The organism is Pseudomonas sp., assembly GCF_035512415.1.
In the GTDB taxonomy this organism is placed as follows: domain Bacteria; phylum Pseudomonadota; class Gammaproteobacteria; order Pseudomonadales; family Pseudomonadaceae; genus Aquipseudomonas.
Map to the genome: position 1 here is coordinate 23986 of NZ_DATKDZ010000013.1, position 17092 is coordinate 41077.

At 60.3% G+C, this 17092-nt stretch carries 14 protein-coding genes; 13 read left to right on the forward strand and 1 reads right to left on the reverse strand.

Going from position 1 to position 17092, the window contains the following annotated elements; translation table 11 throughout:
• The first annotated feature begins 36 nt into the window (after positions 1–36).
• From VMP31_RS05720 to VMP31_RS05740, 5 genes are all read left to right on the forward strand, one after another.
• Positions 37–942, forward strand: coding sequence for a hypothetical protein (locus VMP31_RS05720; RefSeq protein ID WP_325504974.1), 906 nt, complete (start codon positions 37–39; stop codon positions 940–942).
• A gap of 164 nt (positions 943–1106) precedes the next feature.
• Positions 1107–1586, forward strand: a complete 480-nt coding sequence (locus VMP31_RS05725) for a hypothetical protein (protein WP_325504976.1) — start codon at positions 1107–1109, stop codon at positions 1584–1586.
• A 264-nt stretch (positions 1587–1850) separates the two neighbouring features.
• Positions 1851–2420, forward strand: coding sequence for a hypothetical protein (locus VMP31_RS05730; RefSeq protein ID WP_325504978.1), 570 nt, complete (start codon positions 1851–1853; stop codon positions 2418–2420).
• A gap of 46 nt (positions 2421–2466) precedes the next feature.
• The gene (tssI, locus tag VMP31_RS05735; RefSeq protein ID WP_325504980.1) at positions 2467–4473 is read left to right on the forward strand and encodes a type VI secretion system tip protein TssI/VgrG; all 2007 of its coding nucleotides are present in this window, start codon (positions 2467–2469) and stop codon (positions 4471–4473) included.
• Between the two features lie 37 nt (positions 4474–4510).
• Positions 4511–5059, forward strand: coding sequence for a toxin-antitoxin system YwqK family antitoxin (locus VMP31_RS05740; protein WP_325504982.1), 549 nt, complete (start codon positions 4511–4513; stop codon positions 5057–5059).
• An 84-nt stretch (positions 5060–5143) separates the two neighbouring features.
• On the opposite strand, the gene VMP31_RS05745 is transcribed toward VMP31_RS05740, so the two are convergent.
• Positions 5144–5536, reverse strand: a complete 393-nt coding sequence (locus VMP31_RS05745; RefSeq protein WP_325504984.1) for a DUF4280 domain-containing protein — start codon at positions 5534–5536, stop codon at positions 5144–5146.
• A gap of 388 nt (positions 5537–5924) precedes the next feature.
• On the opposite strand from VMP31_RS05745, the gene VMP31_RS05750 reads away from it, so the two are divergent.
• From VMP31_RS05750 to VMP31_RS05785, 8 genes are all read left to right on the forward strand, one after another.
• Positions 5925–7673: a sensor histidine kinase gene (locus VMP31_RS05750; protein ID WP_325504986.1), complete on the forward strand. Its 1749-nt coding sequence runs from the start codon at positions 5925–5927 to the stop codon at positions 7671–7673.
• A 127-nt stretch (positions 7674–7800) separates the two neighbouring features.
• Complete coding sequence (locus VMP31_RS05755) at positions 7801–9153, forward strand: sigma-54 dependent transcriptional regulator (RefSeq protein WP_325504988.1); 1353 nt, start codon at positions 7801–7803, stop codon at positions 9151–9153.
• A gap of 489 nt (positions 9154–9642) precedes the next feature.
• Positions 9643–10596 carry a TAXI family TRAP transporter solute-binding subunit gene (locus VMP31_RS05760; RefSeq protein WP_325504989.1) on the forward strand — a complete coding sequence of 318 codons (954 nt, stop codon included), beginning with the start codon at positions 9643–9645 and terminating at the stop codon, positions 10594–10596.
• A gap of 272 nt (positions 10597–10868) precedes the next feature.
• On the forward strand, positions 10869–12896 hold the full coding sequence (locus VMP31_RS05765) for a TRAP transporter permease (protein ID WP_325504991.1): 2028 nt from the start codon (positions 10869–10871) through the stop codon (positions 12894–12896).
• Positions 12893–13315, forward strand: coding sequence for a DUF1850 domain-containing protein (locus VMP31_RS05770; RefSeq protein WP_325504993.1), 423 nt, complete (start codon positions 12893–12895; stop codon positions 13313–13315). The genes VMP31_RS05765 and VMP31_RS05770 overlap by 4 nt, the downstream gene beginning before the upstream one ends.
• Before the next feature lie 207 nt (positions 13316–13522).
• Complete coding sequence (locus VMP31_RS05775) at positions 13523–14014, forward strand: GNAT family N-acetyltransferase (protein WP_325504995.1); 492 nt, start codon at positions 13523–13525, stop codon at positions 14012–14014.
• Positions 14015–14134: 120 nt separating this feature from the next.
• Positions 14135–14638, forward strand: coding sequence for a DUF3617 domain-containing protein (locus VMP31_RS05780; RefSeq protein ID WP_325504997.1), 504 nt, complete (start codon positions 14135–14137; stop codon positions 14636–14638).
• Between the two features lie 280 nt (positions 14639–14918).
• On the forward strand, positions 14919–17036 hold the full coding sequence (locus tag VMP31_RS05785) for a TonB-dependent siderophore receptor (RefSeq protein WP_325504999.1): 2118 nt from the start codon (positions 14919–14921) through the stop codon (positions 17034–17036).
• Positions 17037–17092 lie beyond the last annotated feature (56 nt).

Genomic DNA, 17092 nt, shown 5'->3' on the forward strand with positions numbered 1-17092 from the left:
GGCAAGTCGTTAGAGCCATGACATGAGATTAAAACAATGAAGATCACATACACCTATTATCGTTATGACGGTGCTGCTCCCGGAGGCAATAACTATTGTTCAAACCATCACATCCTCCCGTATCACTTGATGTATCTTATAGGAATATTTTGTATAGCTCTTACAAAAAAGAAGGAAGAGACTGATCAATATTCTTATTACGAAAAATTACTCGCTATTGCCCCCAACGCAGGAAATTTGGACAACTTGATAGAACAGGTGAAGGTCACCGATAACTTCGAGTATACATTCCCCAAAGATCAACTCGCACTGAACACCACAACTGGAGTCATCGGTAACACTAATCTCTATCTAGGCGACGTGGTAGGTGGCATTAGCTGGAATAGGTATAATATCTTCAAAGGGCCGCGCGGCTTATCGAGAAATGATGACCCATCTCAGCTTGGAGAAAAGACGAGACCAGAAAGTTTTCCAGCGAAGCGCTGGGAAAAATTAATCTCATTGCTAAAGATGTATTCAACAATTGGCAAGAAAAGTGCTGCGACCCAAGGCGAAACCGTCACCTATGTTGTTTCCTATCCATTGGCAAAGCAAATTGTCCAGTTCTTCCTTGATAACATAACTCCTGCAACGCCATGTCATCAGACACTTGTTAGCGATTGGGTCTTGGTTGACCAAGCCAAAAAAAAGTATAAATGCTGCGTCGATTTAAAGAACGTCGAAAAATACCACAAGATTGCCATTAGCACCGAATCAAGAGACAAAATATTTGCAGACCTCCTTTTTGAGTGCAAAGATTCTTCCGCGCTTGTAAATGATGTTTATTTCACGATCATCAAAGTAGATCGATCGACAGGTAAGATATTTGCCATAAAACGTAGCGGGGAACCTCCATCCGAAAATCTTAGTCAGCAATTCGAACCGCTGTTTGCTACTTACTGAACGGAAGGTGGATAGATTTATTTTTGTGAGAGAGAAAATAAATCCGTCACGTTTTGTGGCTCTTTCCCTCAAGTATTTTGTAGAGTGGCGTTGAATAAATAAAAGAAATTTATTATGCAAGAAAATATCTGTCTATAAAATTAACGACCAATTCGGAGATACCTATGCCTCATATCAGTGCGGCGGCTGGCCTCAACCGGGAACTCGCTAGAGAGCTTGCGATGTCATGTATCTACCAATTTGCTGATATTCGAGGTCCAGGAAATGGCGTTGGTAACGGCTCCTGTTGCGCTAGTGTCAAGTTACTCGCTGCGACTGCAGAGGGTGTAGCTGATTATAGGTTCGGACAAAGTCAGGCTCATTTACTCGACGCTGATGCGGTTCAGGCGGGAGGACTTTTCAACCCGCAACACCATGCTGAACGACAAGCACACAACGCCGGAGTTTTAGCTGGCGGCTATCACCCCTATATGTTTGTAGAGTTACCCCCCTGTGCGGGATTAAATGGTTGTGCGGCATGGTGCTTAGCAACAATACCTGGGGTAACTGTATGGTGGCTCTATCCAGACACGCCGACCATGAATGCCGCCCATGCGGCTGGAACAGTGGCCCAATTCACCGCGTTGAATATCGCACTTCCCTAATAACTGTAAGATTTACGCGGATTTTATAGAGAACATTGTTTTAAAAAATAGAAAGCAATATAGGATTGATATCATCTATAACCAAGGACCAATACATTTATGTCAAATGCTAGCCGCCCAGGCGGCCCTCTAACCTTTCCACACTTTCCAGTATCGTCTCAGACATTATTACCAAGCAGCCTTTGAATGACGCTGAGCAGAGCTTGCTTGCGATTCTTGATCCGTCTGGAGCGGGGGAATATTAAAATTTAACGGTATTTGATCATGCTGAAAGAAATACTTGAACAAAGAAACAAACATCTGAGGCCAACAAATATTCCCAATGCTCATGTTGGTGTAGTAAGTTTTAATCTAGACTCTGATGTCATGGAAGGTGTGCTTGCTGCTATGCCGGGCAATTCTCACAGCGCATATTATCTTCCATGGGATCCTGATACCGGGTATTTCATTGATCTTCCTGATCCTCCAGTAGGGCAAAATCCTCGTTTATTCTTAACTGCAAATTTGAGTGGTTGTTGTGTAGGCGTGCAAAATTTTGGTGGTTTCATCAGGGTTCGGCACTACAATTTATACACTTCGGGAAATCAGAATCCGGTTTTCTCCCAGGATGATTTTTTTCGCTATGGCACTAATGTGTCTTGGTTACTGCCCGCAGATAAATACAATGTCATCGCAATTAATCGGGCATCACCGTATACCCATGGTGGGCCTTACGCCGAGGCGGTACTATGGGGGGAATATGTCACTAGGTCATGGCCTTTCACGTCTAAGTGGCATTTTTATTATCAGAATGGGAGCTCTGATACAGCGATTCATGAGCTTAATTATCAATAAGTGCCGGGAAATTTGTTAATCACCAAACAGCTCCTAAAGGAGTTTTATGCCCCGCCCCACCGACACCACCACCAGCCTGTCCCTCACCGCCACGGCGTTGACCGATCTCTATCCGCAGCAGCTTTCCGGCGAGGAGGCGTTGAACAGTCTCGGCAGCCTGACCCTGCACGGTTACAGCGCCACCGCCCTGACCATGGCCGATGCGGTGGCGTCGCACCTGACTGCCACCCTGCATAACGACGCCATGCTGCGCCCGCTCGATGCGCTTTGTGCGGAGATTCGTCAGTTGCCCGGCGATGCCACGGCCGAACGTTATAGCCTGCTGTTGCGGCCCTGGCTCTGGTGGTTGACCCTGGCCAGCAATAACCGGGTGTTCCAGAACCTGGCGACCAGCGACATCGTCACCAGCATCTTCGACGAGCACGGTTTCAGCGACTATGAGCTGCAGCTGACCGGCAGTTACACGCCGCGCGAGTATTGCGTGCAGTACGGCGAGACGGATTTCGCCTTTGTCTCGCGGCTGCTGGAGGAGGAAGGCATTTTCTGGTTCTTCACCCATGCCGACGGCGCGCACACGCTGGTGCTGGGCGATAGCAACGAGGCATTTCCGCCGTGCCCGAACGCCACCACCATCGCCTACCTCGGCCAGCAGATGGGCGGGCGTGAGTTGCATGGCATTCGCTCGGGGCAGATCTGCCGGCAGGCGGTGTCCGGGGTCTACCGCGCCACCGATTACGAGTTCACCACGCCGACCACTTCGCTCTATGGCCAGGCTGAGGCAGTTGCCGGACCCTTGTCGGTGTATGAGCATCCCGGCGGCTATACCGCCAAGGCCCGTGGCGACGCCCTCGGCACGCTGCGGGTAAATGCGCTGCGCAGCCAGGAAAGCCGCTTTGTCGGCGAGAGCGATTGTCGCTGGCTGGTGCCGGGGCACAGCTTCACCTTGAGCGGCCATGAGGACGACACGGCGAATATCGAATGGGTGGTGACCAAGGTCAGCCACGAGGCCGACCACAGCAGTTACCGCAACCGTTTCGAGGCGATCCCCAAAAGCACCAGCTACCGCCCGCCGCGCAGCACGCCCAAGCCGCGCATGCACACCCAGACCGCCAAAGTGGTCGGCAAGGCCGGCGAGGAAATCTGGACCGACAAATATGGCCGGATCAAGATCCAGTTCCCCTGGGACCGCACCGGCGCCAACAACGAAACCAGCTCCTGCTGGGTGCGCGTGGTGCTGCCCTGGAGCGGCAAGGGTTTCGGTATGCAATTTATCCCGCGTATCGGCCAGGAGGTGATAGTCACCTTTATCGATGGCGACCCGGACCGGCCGCTGGTCACCGGCTGCGTGTACAACGGCGATAACGCGCTGCCTTATGCGCTGCCGGCCAACCAGACCCAGTCCGGAATCAAGACCAACTCCAGCAAAGGTGGCGGCGGCTTCAACGAGCTGCGCTTCGAGGACAAGAAGGACAGCGAGGAGGTGTTCCTGCAGGCGCAGAAGGACCTCACTATCAAGGTGCTCAACGACACCACCGCTACAGTCGGCCACGACGAAACCCTCACGGTGCAGAACGACCGCACCCGCACGGTGAAGGAGGGCGACGAGACCGTCACCTTGGAGAAGGGCAAGCGCACGGTGACCATCAAGACCGGCAGCGATACCCTGGATGTGAAGGACACCCGCACCCTCACGGTCGGCGGCGACCAGACCCACAGCACCGGCGGCAACTACGAGCACAAGGTCACCGGCAACTACGAGCTGACCGTGGATGGCAACCTGACCATCAAGGTCAGCGGCAACCTGACCCTGCAAAGCGGCGGCGACCTCATCGCCAAGAGCGACTCCAATCTCACCAACCAGGCCGCCGCCGCGCTGACCAATAAAGCTGGCACCGCATTGACCAATCAGGCTGGTACTACTCTGGACAACAAGGCCGGCACCACTCTGACCAACAACGGCGGCGTCAGCCTGATCAACAAGGCCAGCGCCGAGCAGACGGTGGACGGTGGCGGCATGCTGACCATCAAAGGCGGCCTGGTGCAGGTGAACTGATGACGAGCGATCCGTATAAACAAGCAAAGGCGTTGGCGTGAGCGGCAGCAACGGCACCTTCAACCTGCACCGTGGCGAGCGCCAGGTGCGCGGCACCCTGCACGACGGCGCCCTGGACGGGCCGCTGCGCGTCGACGAGGACGGCCGGCCGCAAGCCAGCCTGAGCTACCGTCAGGGCGTGCTGCACGGCCCTTACGTGTTGCTTTACCCCAACGGCAAAGCCTCGGCGCGGATGAATTATCACAACGGCAAACTGGAAGGCCTGGCGACCTACTACGCGCCAGAGGGTTGGGTGCAGCGCCAGGCCAACTACCGCGCCGGGTTACTGCACGGCGAGGCGAAAACCTTCTTCGCCGACGGCACCCTGTTCGAGTTGCAGCACTACCACGCCGGCGAGCTGCACGGCTTGCAACAGCGCTTTCATCCCGACGCCAAGTTGGCCTGGCGGCAGCTGTTCCAGCAAGGACAGATCGCCGAGCCCGGGCAGCGCTTCGGCGGCGATGGGCGACCGTTGGACGAAGAGGGTAAACCTATCTCGCGCCTGGCTTGGTGGTGGCGCCGGTTGACTCAGGCCCCGGAGGCTTGATGACGGGATTGAGCGCGATGGCTATCGCTGTGCTCGACGTCATCCTATGGTCGGCTGCGGCTGCGGCTGCGGCTGCGGCTGCGGCTACGGAATCAGCATCTGCACCTGGCCGGGGTAGGTGATGGTGATTACTCCGGCGTAGCTGCACATCAGCGTGCAGTTGGCGTCCAGCGCCGGCATTTTGCCGATCAATACTGTGGTTGCGCCGGGTATCCAGGGGCTGGCAGTGGCTGGTATGCAGGGCATCGGCGTCAAGGCACCGAGGGCGGCGGCGGTGGCGGCCGCTACCATGGGGTTGGCTAGGCTCTGGCACATGCCGAAGGTGCCGACGTTGACCATCGGGATGTAATCCATGATGTTCGCCGCCGGCATGCCGGCGACCATAGTGCAGTTCGCGGGCAGCACATTGAGCACCGCCGGGGCGACGCCAAAGCTGCATTTCAGCGTGGCACCGGAGCAGACTTGCGGGCAACCCATGTTTTTCTCCTTGGTAGGCGATCTTTGCCTAAGAAGCCTAGCAGGCTGCCAAATAAAGTGACGCAACGCGCCCCGGGGCGGCTTTTGTCGGGGCAGTGCACCAAGACAACGGCACCGATATTCACCTTGGTTAGAAAACAATCCTGCTGGGTCTGTAACGCACTTGCGCTTTGTCGCTCTAGTTGAATGCGGGCATACAAAACACCTTTCGACCGGTTCAATCAGGCTACCGAGGATTACTCCGTGACTACCAAGGCCGCTGCCCCCTGTTCCCCGGCCTGACCAGCAGCGGCGCTGTGGCAGAAGAAGCCAAATCCCACCTTCAATGCATAACGTGGCCAGCGTCTTTTGTCTTACCATGCCGGCTCTACCCCGTTGCGAGCCGCGCATGTCTGCCTTTCTGCTGCGTTACCGCGTTGCCTTGATCGTGCTGCTGATCGGCGTCGGTCTGCTGGGCAGCATCTGGCTGGCCGGACGTTATGCCGAGCAGCGCGCCTGGGAGCTGCGCAGCCAGGAGGCGCAGGGCCAGCTGCAGCTCTACGCGCAATCGCTGCATACCCTGGTCGAGCGCTTCCGTTCGGTGCCCGAGGTGCTGGCTCTGGACAGCGATATCCGCTCGCTGCTGCGCGCCCCGGATGATCGCCTGCTGCGCAAAAAGCTCAATCAGCGCCTGGAGCAACTCAACGCCGCAGCGGGCTCCACCGTGCTCTACCTGCTCGACAGCCAGGGCGAAACCCTGGTGGCGAGCAACTGGCGCGACTGGAGCAGTTTCGTCGGCAACAACTACGCCTTTCGCCCGTATTTTCAGGATGCCGTGCGCCAGTCTGCCGGGCGTTACTTCGCGGTGGGGGTGACCACCGGGATACCCGGTTATTTCCTTTCCCACGCGGTGCTCGATGAAGCTGGCACGCTGCTCGGCGTGCTGGTGGTCAAGCTTGAACTGGAGGAGCTGCAGCGCGAATGGGCCAGCCAGTCCGGGGTGTTGCTGGTGGCCGACAGCTACTCGGTGGTGATCCTCAGCAACAAGCCGGCCTGGCGTTTTCGCGTGTTGAGCGAGCTGAGCGAGCAGGCTCGCGCCGAGCTGGTGGAAGTGCGCAAGTATGCCGAACAGGCCCTGCAGCCTTTGCCCAGCACCCTGCGGCGGCAGATTGATGCCGACAGCCAGTGGCGGCGGGTAGAGGGCCCGGATGGCCCGCGTGATTACCTCTGGCAGCGCCTGGCCCTGGAGGGCGAAGGCTGGACCCTGCACCTGCTGATCGAGCCGCAGACCCTGGTCGACAGCGTGCGCAGCTACCGTCTGGCCGCCGCCGGGGTGTGGATGACCCTGGCCTTTCTGCTGCTGTTTCTCGCCCAGCGGCGCAAGAACCAGCGCCTGCAGGCTGGTATCCGCGAGCGCCTGGAGCGCGAAGTGGCGCTGCGCACCGCGGAATTGCGCGAGGCCCAGGAAGGCCTGGTGCATGCGGCGAAGATGGCCGCCCTGGGGCAGATGTCGGCGGCCATGGCCCATGAAATCAACCAACCGCTGACCGCCATGCAGATGCAACTGGGCAGCCTGCGCCTGCTGCTCGACAGTGGTCGCCAGGCCGATGTGCGCGAGGGCCTGCAGCGTATCGACGGGCTGCTGCAGCGCATGGCCGGGCTTACCGGACACCTGAAAACCTTCGCCCGCAAGAGCCCGGCGGGCCTTAGCGAACGCTTGCGCCTGAGCGATGTGCTGGAGCAGGCCCTGCAACTGCTGGCCCCGCGCATACGCAGTGAACATGTCGAACTGCACTGCGAGATCGAGGGCGAGGCCATGGTTCTTGGCGACGCCATCCGCCTCGAACAGGTGCTGCTCAACCTGCTGCACAACGCCCTGGATGCCATGGCGTCCGCCGAGTCGCGGCAGTTGCATATCCGTATCCAGCGCCAGGCCGACACCTGCCTGCTCAGCGTCGCCGACAGCGGCGGCGGCATCGCCGCCGAGGCGCTGGCGCATGTCTTCGAACCCTTCTTCACCACCAAGCCGGTGGGCGCGGGGCTGGGCCTGGGCCTGGCGGTGTCCTACGGTATCGTGCGCGAACTGGGCGGCAGCCTGGAGGCGGCCGATGGCGAGCAGGGCGCGGTATTTACCTTGCGCTTGCCGGCGGCGTCGTAAGCGTACTCGGTCGCGTAGGGTGCGCCGTGCGCACCGGCTAACGCATGCCACCAGCCTGCTGGTGCGCACAGCGCACCCTACAAAATACCAAGGCAGTTACACTGCCGCCGATTGATCAGGAGGTGATATGACCGGGCAAGTGATAGTCGTCGACGATGAAGCGGCAATCCGTGAGGCCGTGCAGCAGTGGCTGGAGTTGTCCGGTCTGCATGTGCGCAGTTGCGCCAGCGCGGCCCAGGCCCTGGCGCTCATCGACCGCGACTTTGCCGGTGTGGTGGTCAGCGATGTGCGCATGCCCGGTACCGATGGCCTGCAGCTGCTGGACAAGCTGCTGGAGCTGGATCGCGACCTGCCGGTGATTCTGGTCACCGGTCACGGCGATGTACCCATGGCGGTGCAGGCCCTGCGCCAGGGGGCCTACGACTTTATCGAAAAGCCCTTTACCCCCGAGCGTCTGCTCGACAGCGTGCGCCGCGCCCTGGACAAGCGCCGCCTGGTCTGTGAGAACCGCCAGCTGCGCGAGCAGTTCGCCCGCAAGGACCATATCGAAGCGCAACTGCTTGGCGTATCAAAGCCGATGGAAAACCTGCGCCGGCAGATCCTTGAGCTGGCCGGCACCTCGGTGAATATCCTTCTGCGCGGCGACACCGGCAGCGGCAAGGAACGGGTTGCGCGTTGCCTGCACGATTTCAGCAGCCGCGCCGGCAAGCCGTTTGTCGCGCTGAACTGCGCGGCGATTCCCGAGCATCTGTTCGAAAGCGAGCTGTTCGGCCATGAAAGCGGGGCCTTTACCGGCGCTCAGGGCAAGCGCATCGGGCGGATCGAACACGCCGATGGCGGCACCCTGTTTCTCGACGAGGTGGAAAGCCTGCCCCTGGCCCAGCAGGTCAAACTGCTGCGTGTGTTGCAGGAGAAAACCCTGGAGCGCCTGGGCTCGAACAAGAGCATCCGGGTCGATCTGCGGGTTATCAGTGCGGTCAAGCCGGACCTGCTCGACGAGGTCAAGGCCGGGCGTTTTCGCGAGGACCTGTATTACCGCTTGAATGTCGCCAGCCTGCGTATTCCACCGCTGTGCGAGCGTCGCGAGGACATCCCCCTGCTGTTCGAACACTTTGCCCAGCAGGCCGCGCAGCGCAATCAAAGGGAAATGCCTGCCCTGCCGCCCGGCGAGCTGGCGCGGCTGCTCGGGCATGACTGGCCGGGCAATGTGCGTGAGCTGATCAATGCCGCCGAGCGCCATGCCCTGGGCTTGAGTGGCGGGGTGGAGAGCGCCGCGGGTGCGCCGCTGCAATCTTTGGCCGAGCAGATGGAAGCCTTCGAGGCGCAGTGCCTGCACCGTGCCCTGCAGCATTGTCAGGGCAATATCGCCGAGGTCATGGCGCTGCTGCAGCTGCCGCGGCGCACCCTTAACGAGAAGATGCAGCGCCATGGTCTGCAGCGCAGCAGCTATCGCACGGCCGGTAGCAGCGACGAGGATTGAAAGCTCGCGTACAGCTCGTAGCCCGCATAAGCCTTAGCGCAATCCGGGGTCGCAGCTCCCGGATTGCGCTGCGCTTATCAGGGCTACGGTGATCTAGTCGGCGAAATTTCGCTTATCTAAGTTTTTTCACCGGCGGGTTTCCGCTTACCACAGCCGCCAGACTGGCCGCACTGATCAGGTTAAAGGCTCTAGCACGGGCTTTTCTCTCACTGGCACGGCATCTGCTATAGCTCTTGTCAGCCACGCGCTTAATTGCCGCGGGCAGCATAAGAAAGACAAGAGGTTAGCCCCATGAACTGCCAAGCATCCCCAGCGAGCCACGCTCGCCCAGCTGCACAACGCCACCTCTTGCGTGCACGGTTTCGGCCGGGTGCGGGCACTTGTCTCTTTCAGCCATTCAGCTAGCCAAGGCGCGGCTTTGCCACTCGGGCGAGGCATAGCGTCTACAGTGAAAACCTCTGCAATAACAACAACGACGGAGATTGATCCATGCGAATGACCAAACGACTCAGCCTGTTTGCCGCTGCTGCGGCCTTTACTGCCAGCACCGCGGTCCTGGCCGCCCCGACCTTTATCAATATCCTCACCGGCGGCACCAGCGGCGTGTACTACCCGATCGGCGTCGGTCTGTCGCAGCTGTACAGCACCGGCATCGACGGTTCGAAGACCTCGGTACAAGCCACCAAAGCCTCGGTGGAAAACCTCAACCTGTTGCAAAGCGGCCGCGGCGAGCTGGCCCTGGCCCTGGGTGATTCGGTGGCCGACGCCTGGAACGGCGTGGAAGATGCCGGCTTCAAGACCCCGCTGAAAAAGCTGCGTGCCATCGCCGGCACCTACCCTAACTACATCCAGATCGTTGCCAACAAGGAATCCGGCATCAACACCCTGGCCGACCTCAAGGGCAAGCGCATCTCCGTCGGCGCACCGAAGTCCGGTACCGAGCTGAATGCTCGCGCCATCTTCAAGGCCGCCGGCCTGAGCTATGAAGACATGGGCAAGGTCGAGTTCCTGCCTTATGCCGAGTCGGTCGAGCTGATCAAGAACCGCCAGCTGGATGCCACCCTGCAGTCCTCGGGTCTGGGCATGGCCGCGATCCGCGACCTGGCCGCTACCCTGCCGATCAACTTCGTCGCCATCCCGGCCGAAATCACCGCCAAGATCGACAACGCCGCCTATCAGGCTGCCTCGATCCCGGCCGGTACCTATGACGGTCAGGACAGCGATATACCGACCGTGGCCATCCAGAACATCCTGGTCAGCCATGACGGCGTGTCCGAGGAAGTGGCCTACCAGATGACCAAACTGATGTTCGACAACCTCGAGCGCCTGGGCAACGCCCACTCGGCGGCCAAGGACATCAAACTGGAAGGCGCGGCCAAGGACCTGCCGATCCCGCTGCATCCGGGTGCCGAGCGCTTCTACAAGGAAGTCGGCGCGCTGTAAGGCTGCCGAAGGGTTGGCTGCGTAGGATGGGTCGGGCCGCGCAGGTTGAGCATCGCGATACCTGCGCGGCCCGACCCATGCTGCACGGTTTGAGTTCGTAGGATGGGTGCAACCCATCACAACAGGTCGATGGGTTGCACCTACGCGGCCCGACCCATCCTACGGGCCAGCGCCAACCTCCATAGAGCTACGAATAAAACCGGCGTGCAGGGCACGGCAGGTTTTGTTGGCGACTCTTGTGCTATCGACGTTGTAACGAGGGTGTGACCTTCATGAGTGAGCAAAACCAAGGCCTCGCCGCCAATCCTGGCGACTGGCCAAAAGCGCTGTTCTATGTCGCGCTGCTGTTTTCCATCTTCCAGATCATCACCGCGGCCTTTCACCCGGTGTCCAGCCAGATCCTGCGGGCTGTACATGTCGGCTTTCTGCTGCTGGTGGTGTTTCTCTGCTTTCCCGCCCGTGGCAAGGACCAGCCCTGGCAGCCGATGGCCTGGCTACTCGGTCTGGCCGGCATGGCCACGGCGTTCTACCAGTGGTATTTCGAAGCGGATCTGATCCAGCGCTCGGGTGATTTGACCAGCAGCGATATGGTCGTCGGCCTGGTGCTGATCGTGCTGGTGTTCGAAGCCGCGCGACGGGTGATGGGCATCGCCCTGCCCTTTATCTGCGCGCTGTTTCTGGTCTACGGCCTGTTCGGCCAGTACCTGCCGGGCGACTTGATGCACCGCGGTTATGACATCGACCAGATCGTCAACCAGCTGTCATTCGGTACCGAAGGGCTGTACGGCACGCCGACCTATGTATCGGCCACCTATATCTTCCTGTTTATCCTGTTCGGTGCCTTCCTCGAACAGGCCGGGATGATCAAGCTGTTTACCGATTTCGCCATGGGCCTGTTCGGCCACAAACTCGGCGGCCCGGCCAAGGTCTCGGTGGTGTCGTCGGCGCTGATGGGCACCATCACCGGTTCGGGCGTGGCCAACGTGGTCACCACCGGCCAGTTCACCATCCCGCTGATGAAGCGTTTCGGCTACAAACCGGCGTTTGCCGGCGGCGTGGAAGCGACGTCCTCCATGGGCAGCCAGATCATGCCGCCGATCATGGGCGCGGTGGCCTTTATCATGGCCGAAACCATCAACGTGCCGTTCTTCGAGGTGGCCAAGGCCGCGTTGATTCCGGCCCTGCTGTATTTCGGCTCGGTGTTCTGGATGGTCCATCTGGAAGCCAAGCGCGCCAACCTGCGCGGCCTGCCCAAGGACGAGTGCCCGAACCCCTGGGCCGCGGTCAAGCAGCGCTGGTACCTGCTGATCCCGCTGTTTGTGCTGATCTACCTGCTGTTCTCCGGGCGCACGCCGCTGTTCTCCGGGATGGTCGGCCTGGCCCTGACCGCCATCGTGATTCTCGGCTCGGCGATCATCCTGCGGGTGTCGTCCAAGGTCATGCGCTTCGCCTTCTGGATTGCTCTGGGCGTGCTCTGCGCCGGCTTCTTCCAGCTCGGCATCGGCGTGGTGTTTGGCGTGGTGGCGCTGCTGGTGGCGATCTGCTGGTTCGTCAAAGGCGGCCGCGACACCTTGACCATCTGCCTGCACGCGCTGGTCGAAGGCGCGCGCCATGCGGTGCCGGTGGGTATCGCCTGCGCCCTGGTTGGGGTGATTATCGGCGTGGTGTCGCTGACCGGTGTGGCTTCGACCTTCGCCGGTTATATCCTCGCCATCGGCCAGGACAACCTGTTCCTCTCGCTGATCCTCACCATGCTCACCTGCCTGGTGCTGGGCATGGGTATCCCGACCATTCCCAACTACATCATCACCAGCTCGATTGCCGCACCGGCGCTGCTGGAGCTGGGCGTGCCGCTGATCGTCTCGCATATGTTCGTGTTCTATTTCGGCATCATGGCCGACCTCACCCCACCGGTGGCGCTGGCCTGTTTCGCGGCCGCACCGATTGCCAAGGAGAGCGGCCTGAAGATCAGCCTCTGGGCAATTCGTATCGCCGTGGCCGGCTTCGTGGTGCCGTTTATGGCGGTGTACGAACCGGCGCTGATGCTGCAGGGCGATAGCCTGCTGGCCACGCTCTATGTGGTGGCCAAGGCGCTGCTGGCCATCGGCATCTGGGGCGTGGTGTTTACCGGCTACCTGCAGGCCAAACTGAGCTGGTGGGAGCGGGCGCTGGGCTTTGCTGCCGGTGCCAGCCTGATTCTGGCCACACCCATGAGTGACGAGATCGGCTTCGCCCTGGCGGCGCTGTTTATCGCCCAGCACTTCTGGCGTGCCCATCGTGCTCAGGTGGCTACCGCGTGATCGGCCTGTGCCTGGGTTTGGCTGGCTCGGTATGGGCAGAAGTGCCCACGCCCAGCTTCACCCTGGCCTGGACGCACACCATCGAGAAAATTCGTTGGGAAGAGGATTACCGCGTTACGCCTGAGGGATTGCTCCTCGGCGAGGCGCGGGTCAAGGGTTCCGGGGCCGGTATGGAGATTCCAGACGGTGCCGAACTGCGCGAGGGCAGCTGGCATTACCAGCGTCAGCTACCACCCTTGCAACCACTGCGTTTGGGGCGAACCCCCGAGGCGGGGGATTATCAACTGTGTTTCAACCAGCGTTGCCACTCGATGAGTGAATGGCTTGGCCCGCCACAAGCGACCCAGCCGGCGTTGGAACTCTGGAGCTGTGAGCAAAGCTCCCCGGCCGCCTCGGCGGCAGGCCAGGACGACGGCTAACCCCGCGTTCGCTCCCGGGGCCACAAGCCTTGGTGTTGAAAGAGGAGAACCCCCATTTGGCCCAGCCGGTGGGGGTTTTGTTCGTTATGGCGCGGATTTCTGCCAGCTCGGCCTTGGGGCAGAGCCTTGCTTATGGTTTGGGGCTGGTTATCTTGGCTCGTCTGGCGGGCCACTCCCCGATTTTCGTGATTACAGAGCAGGAAGCCGATGAGTTACACCACCTATTACCTGGAAATGCACAACTCCGAGCAGATCCGCGCCAAGCCGCTGCCGGCGGATTTGAGTGTTGTCGAATGCGCGCACAAGCAGTTTCAGCTCAACCGCTTTCTCTACCAGCTGGTCGGTGAAGCCTGGCAGTGGACGGAGAAGCTGGAGTGGAGCGATGCGCAGTGGCGTGAGCTGATCAAGCAGCCCAATCACCGCACCTGGGTGGCTTATCACCAGGGCGCAATTGCCGGTTACTACGAGCTGCTGCGCGATGCCGAGGGCGCGGTGGAGATTCTCTATTTCGGTTTGGCCGAGGCCTTCTTCGGTCAGGGTTTTGGCGGCCCGTTGCTCACCCATGCCCTGCAATCCGCTTGGGCCTGGCCGAGCACCACGCGGGTCTGGGTGCACACCTGCACCCTCGATCACCCCAGCGCCCTGGCCAATTACCAGGCCCGCGGCCTGCAGATCTACCGCGAGGAAGTCACCCCGTAGGGTGCGCCGCGTGCACCGGGTTTTCCCCTGGCCGTGTCTGGCCGCTTGTGCCTCGGCTGCGCACGGGGTTGTAGGGCGCGCTACGCTTGCAGGGTCGCAAACTCACTTCAGGAGCCGATCATGCGCCGCGTCCTTAGCAACCCCCTGCTACTCAGCCTCTGCCTGTTGCCCGCCCTGGCCAGCGCGGTGGATATCCAGCCCGGCCTGTGGGAAATCAGCTCGAACAATATGCAGGTCGATGGCCAGGCGGTGCCAGGTATGGAGACGATGCTCGCGCAGATGAAAAACCTGCCCCCCGAGCAGCGCCAGATGATGGCCCAGCAAGGCGTGCAACTGGGCGACAAGGGCGTGCGCGTGTGCATGAGCGAAGCGCAGATCAAGGCTCAGCAGATACCCATGCAAGACCCCAAATCAGGCTGTAGCCATGAAGTCACCGAGCGCAGCGCCGAGCTGTGGAAGTTCCGTTTTAGCTGCCCGGACGGGCAGGGCGAAGGCGAAACGCGCTTTCTCAGCGATAAGGAATTCACCTCCCAAGTGCAGGGCACCTATGGCGGGCAGAACAGCAGTATGCAAAGCCATGCACGCTGGGTCTCGGCCGATTGCGGCGGCCTGCAACCGCGCTGATGGGTGGGCTGTGGTAGACGGTAGGGCCGCTGGATCGCCGGACCGCAGCAAGCGGGCTCCTACCTTCGTTGGCTACGACCACAATCGATAATTAATGCCAAAAGATAATAAACCTCAATTGCGTTGACGAGGATGGCGAACTGCTGCGAAAATCCAATCGATAATTATTAGCATTTGCGTCGGCGTGCCTGGGCAGCCGATGCGCGCGTGCTGGTGAGCACCTCCTGCAAGCAAGGACGCCCCTGCAGGGCATTCGATATTCGCATTGGGGAGAGTCCTTGTGTTGTCCAGAAAGACCCGTCTAGCCGTGGCCATCGCCGCTGCCTGCAGTTTCAACCATGCCCTGGCCGCTGAAGACGCTGCGGTGCAACTCGATGCCCAGACCATAGTCGGCAGCAGCGATGCCGCCCAGCCCGACAGCTACAAGGCCGCGCCCAGCAGCGCCGCGACCAAGCTGGAGCTGACGCCACGGCAGACCCCGCAATCGGTCTCCACTATCACCCGCGCGCAGATCGATGACTTCCAGCTCAACAGCATCAACGATGTGCTGAAATTTACCCCCGGCATCACTGTCGAGGAGATCGAGACCGACCGTACCTACTTCACCTCGCGCGGCTTCGACATCACCAACTTCCAGTTTGATGGCGCGGGGATTCCGTTCTCTTCCGGCGGCCAGGAGGGTGCCATTGATCTCGCGCCTTTCGAGCGTATCGAGGTGCTGCGGGGTGCCAACGGCCTGATGAGCGGAAGCGGTAACCCGTCCGCCACCGTCAACTTCGTGCGCAAGCGTCCGACCCTGGAACCCCAGGCACGTGTCGATCTGACTGCCGGCTCATGGGACAAACGGCGCATCCAGACCGACGTCTCCGGTGCCTTGACCGACGAAGGCAATATCCGCGGGCGAGCGGTCTACGCCCACGAGAACAAGAACTCCTACCTCGACCGCTACTCGCGCGAGGTCAATGTGTTCTACGGCGTGCTTGAAGCCGATCTGAGCGCCGACACCCTGTTCACCATTGGTTACAGCCTGGACAAGAACAACGCCAACAGCCCGTTGTGGGGTGCTTTGCCGCTGTTCGATTCGGTTGGCAAACCGACCGATCTGTCGCGCTCCACCAGTACTGCTGCTGACTGGGCGTGGTGGAACAACCAGGAGGAGCGCACCTTCACCGAGCTGACGCACAGCTTCGCCAATGGCTGGCAGGCCAAGGGCAGCGTCACCTACGTGAAGAAGAAGAGCGACTCGGAGCTGTTCTACGTGTTCGGGACTCCGGATGCGGTGACTGGGGAAGGGCTCTTCGGCTATCCGTCGCAGTACTCGGCCGACTTCCGTCAGTGGATCGCCGATGCGTCGATCGGCGGCCCGTTCAGCCTGGCCGGGCGTGAACACGAGTTGGTGCTAGGGGCCAACTGGTACAAGTCCGAGGTGGAAGAGCAGTCGCTTTATATTCCTGGCTTCTCCCTCGCCGTGCCTGCGGATGACATCTATAACGGGGATTTCCCGAAGCCGACGGCCTGGGGCAGCTCAAATGGCGGCGAGTATGAGGACAAGCAGCAGAGCTTCTACTCGGCGGCGCGCTTCAGCCTGACCGATGAGTTGACCTTTATCGCCGGGGCGCGCGCCATCGAGCTGAAGACCGAGGGCCTTTCCTACGGCCAGGAGCGCAAGCGCAAGGATGACACCATCCTGCCCTACGCCGGCCTGGTCTATGACCTGACCGAGCAGTACTCGGTCTACGCCAGCTACACCGAAATCTTCAACCCACAGAAGGAAGAGGGCGCTAGCCTGCAGCGCCTGGAGCCAATAGAGGGCGAGAACTACGAGGTGGGCATCAAGGGCGAGTTGCTCGACGGCAAGCTGAACGTTTCCGCTGCGGTGTTCAAAACCAAGCAGTCCAACGTCGCCGAGTCCATCGGCTTCGATCCGGTCAGCGGCAAACAGATCTACGACGGTGCCGACTACCTGAGCGAAGGCTACGAGCTGGAAGTGTCCGGCGAGGTGCTGCCGGGCCTGCAGGTTATGGGTGGCTACACCTATGTCGACATTCAGAATGCCGACCACAGCCATGGCCGACCTTACGCGCCGAAGCACATGTTGCGTGCTTCCACCGTCTACCGCGTTCCGCAACTGCCGCAGTTGAAGGTGGGCGCGAACCTGAGCTGGCAGGACGATATCTACCGTGCCGTGACCCTGGCCGATAATAGTGCCGGGCGGATCGAACAGGACGACTACGCCCTGGTCGGGCTGATGGCGGCCTACGACATCGACCAGAACTGGAGCGTCTCGGCCAACCTCAACAACCTCACCAACGAGAAGTACCTCTCCAGCCTGTACTGGGAGCAGGGTTTCTACGCCGCCCCACGCAACGCCAGCATGACTGTCAGCTGGAACTACTAGAACGCCAGCGCGCCGTGGCCTGAGCAGGCTGTCGGCGCGCTGCCACCTTCCTGACG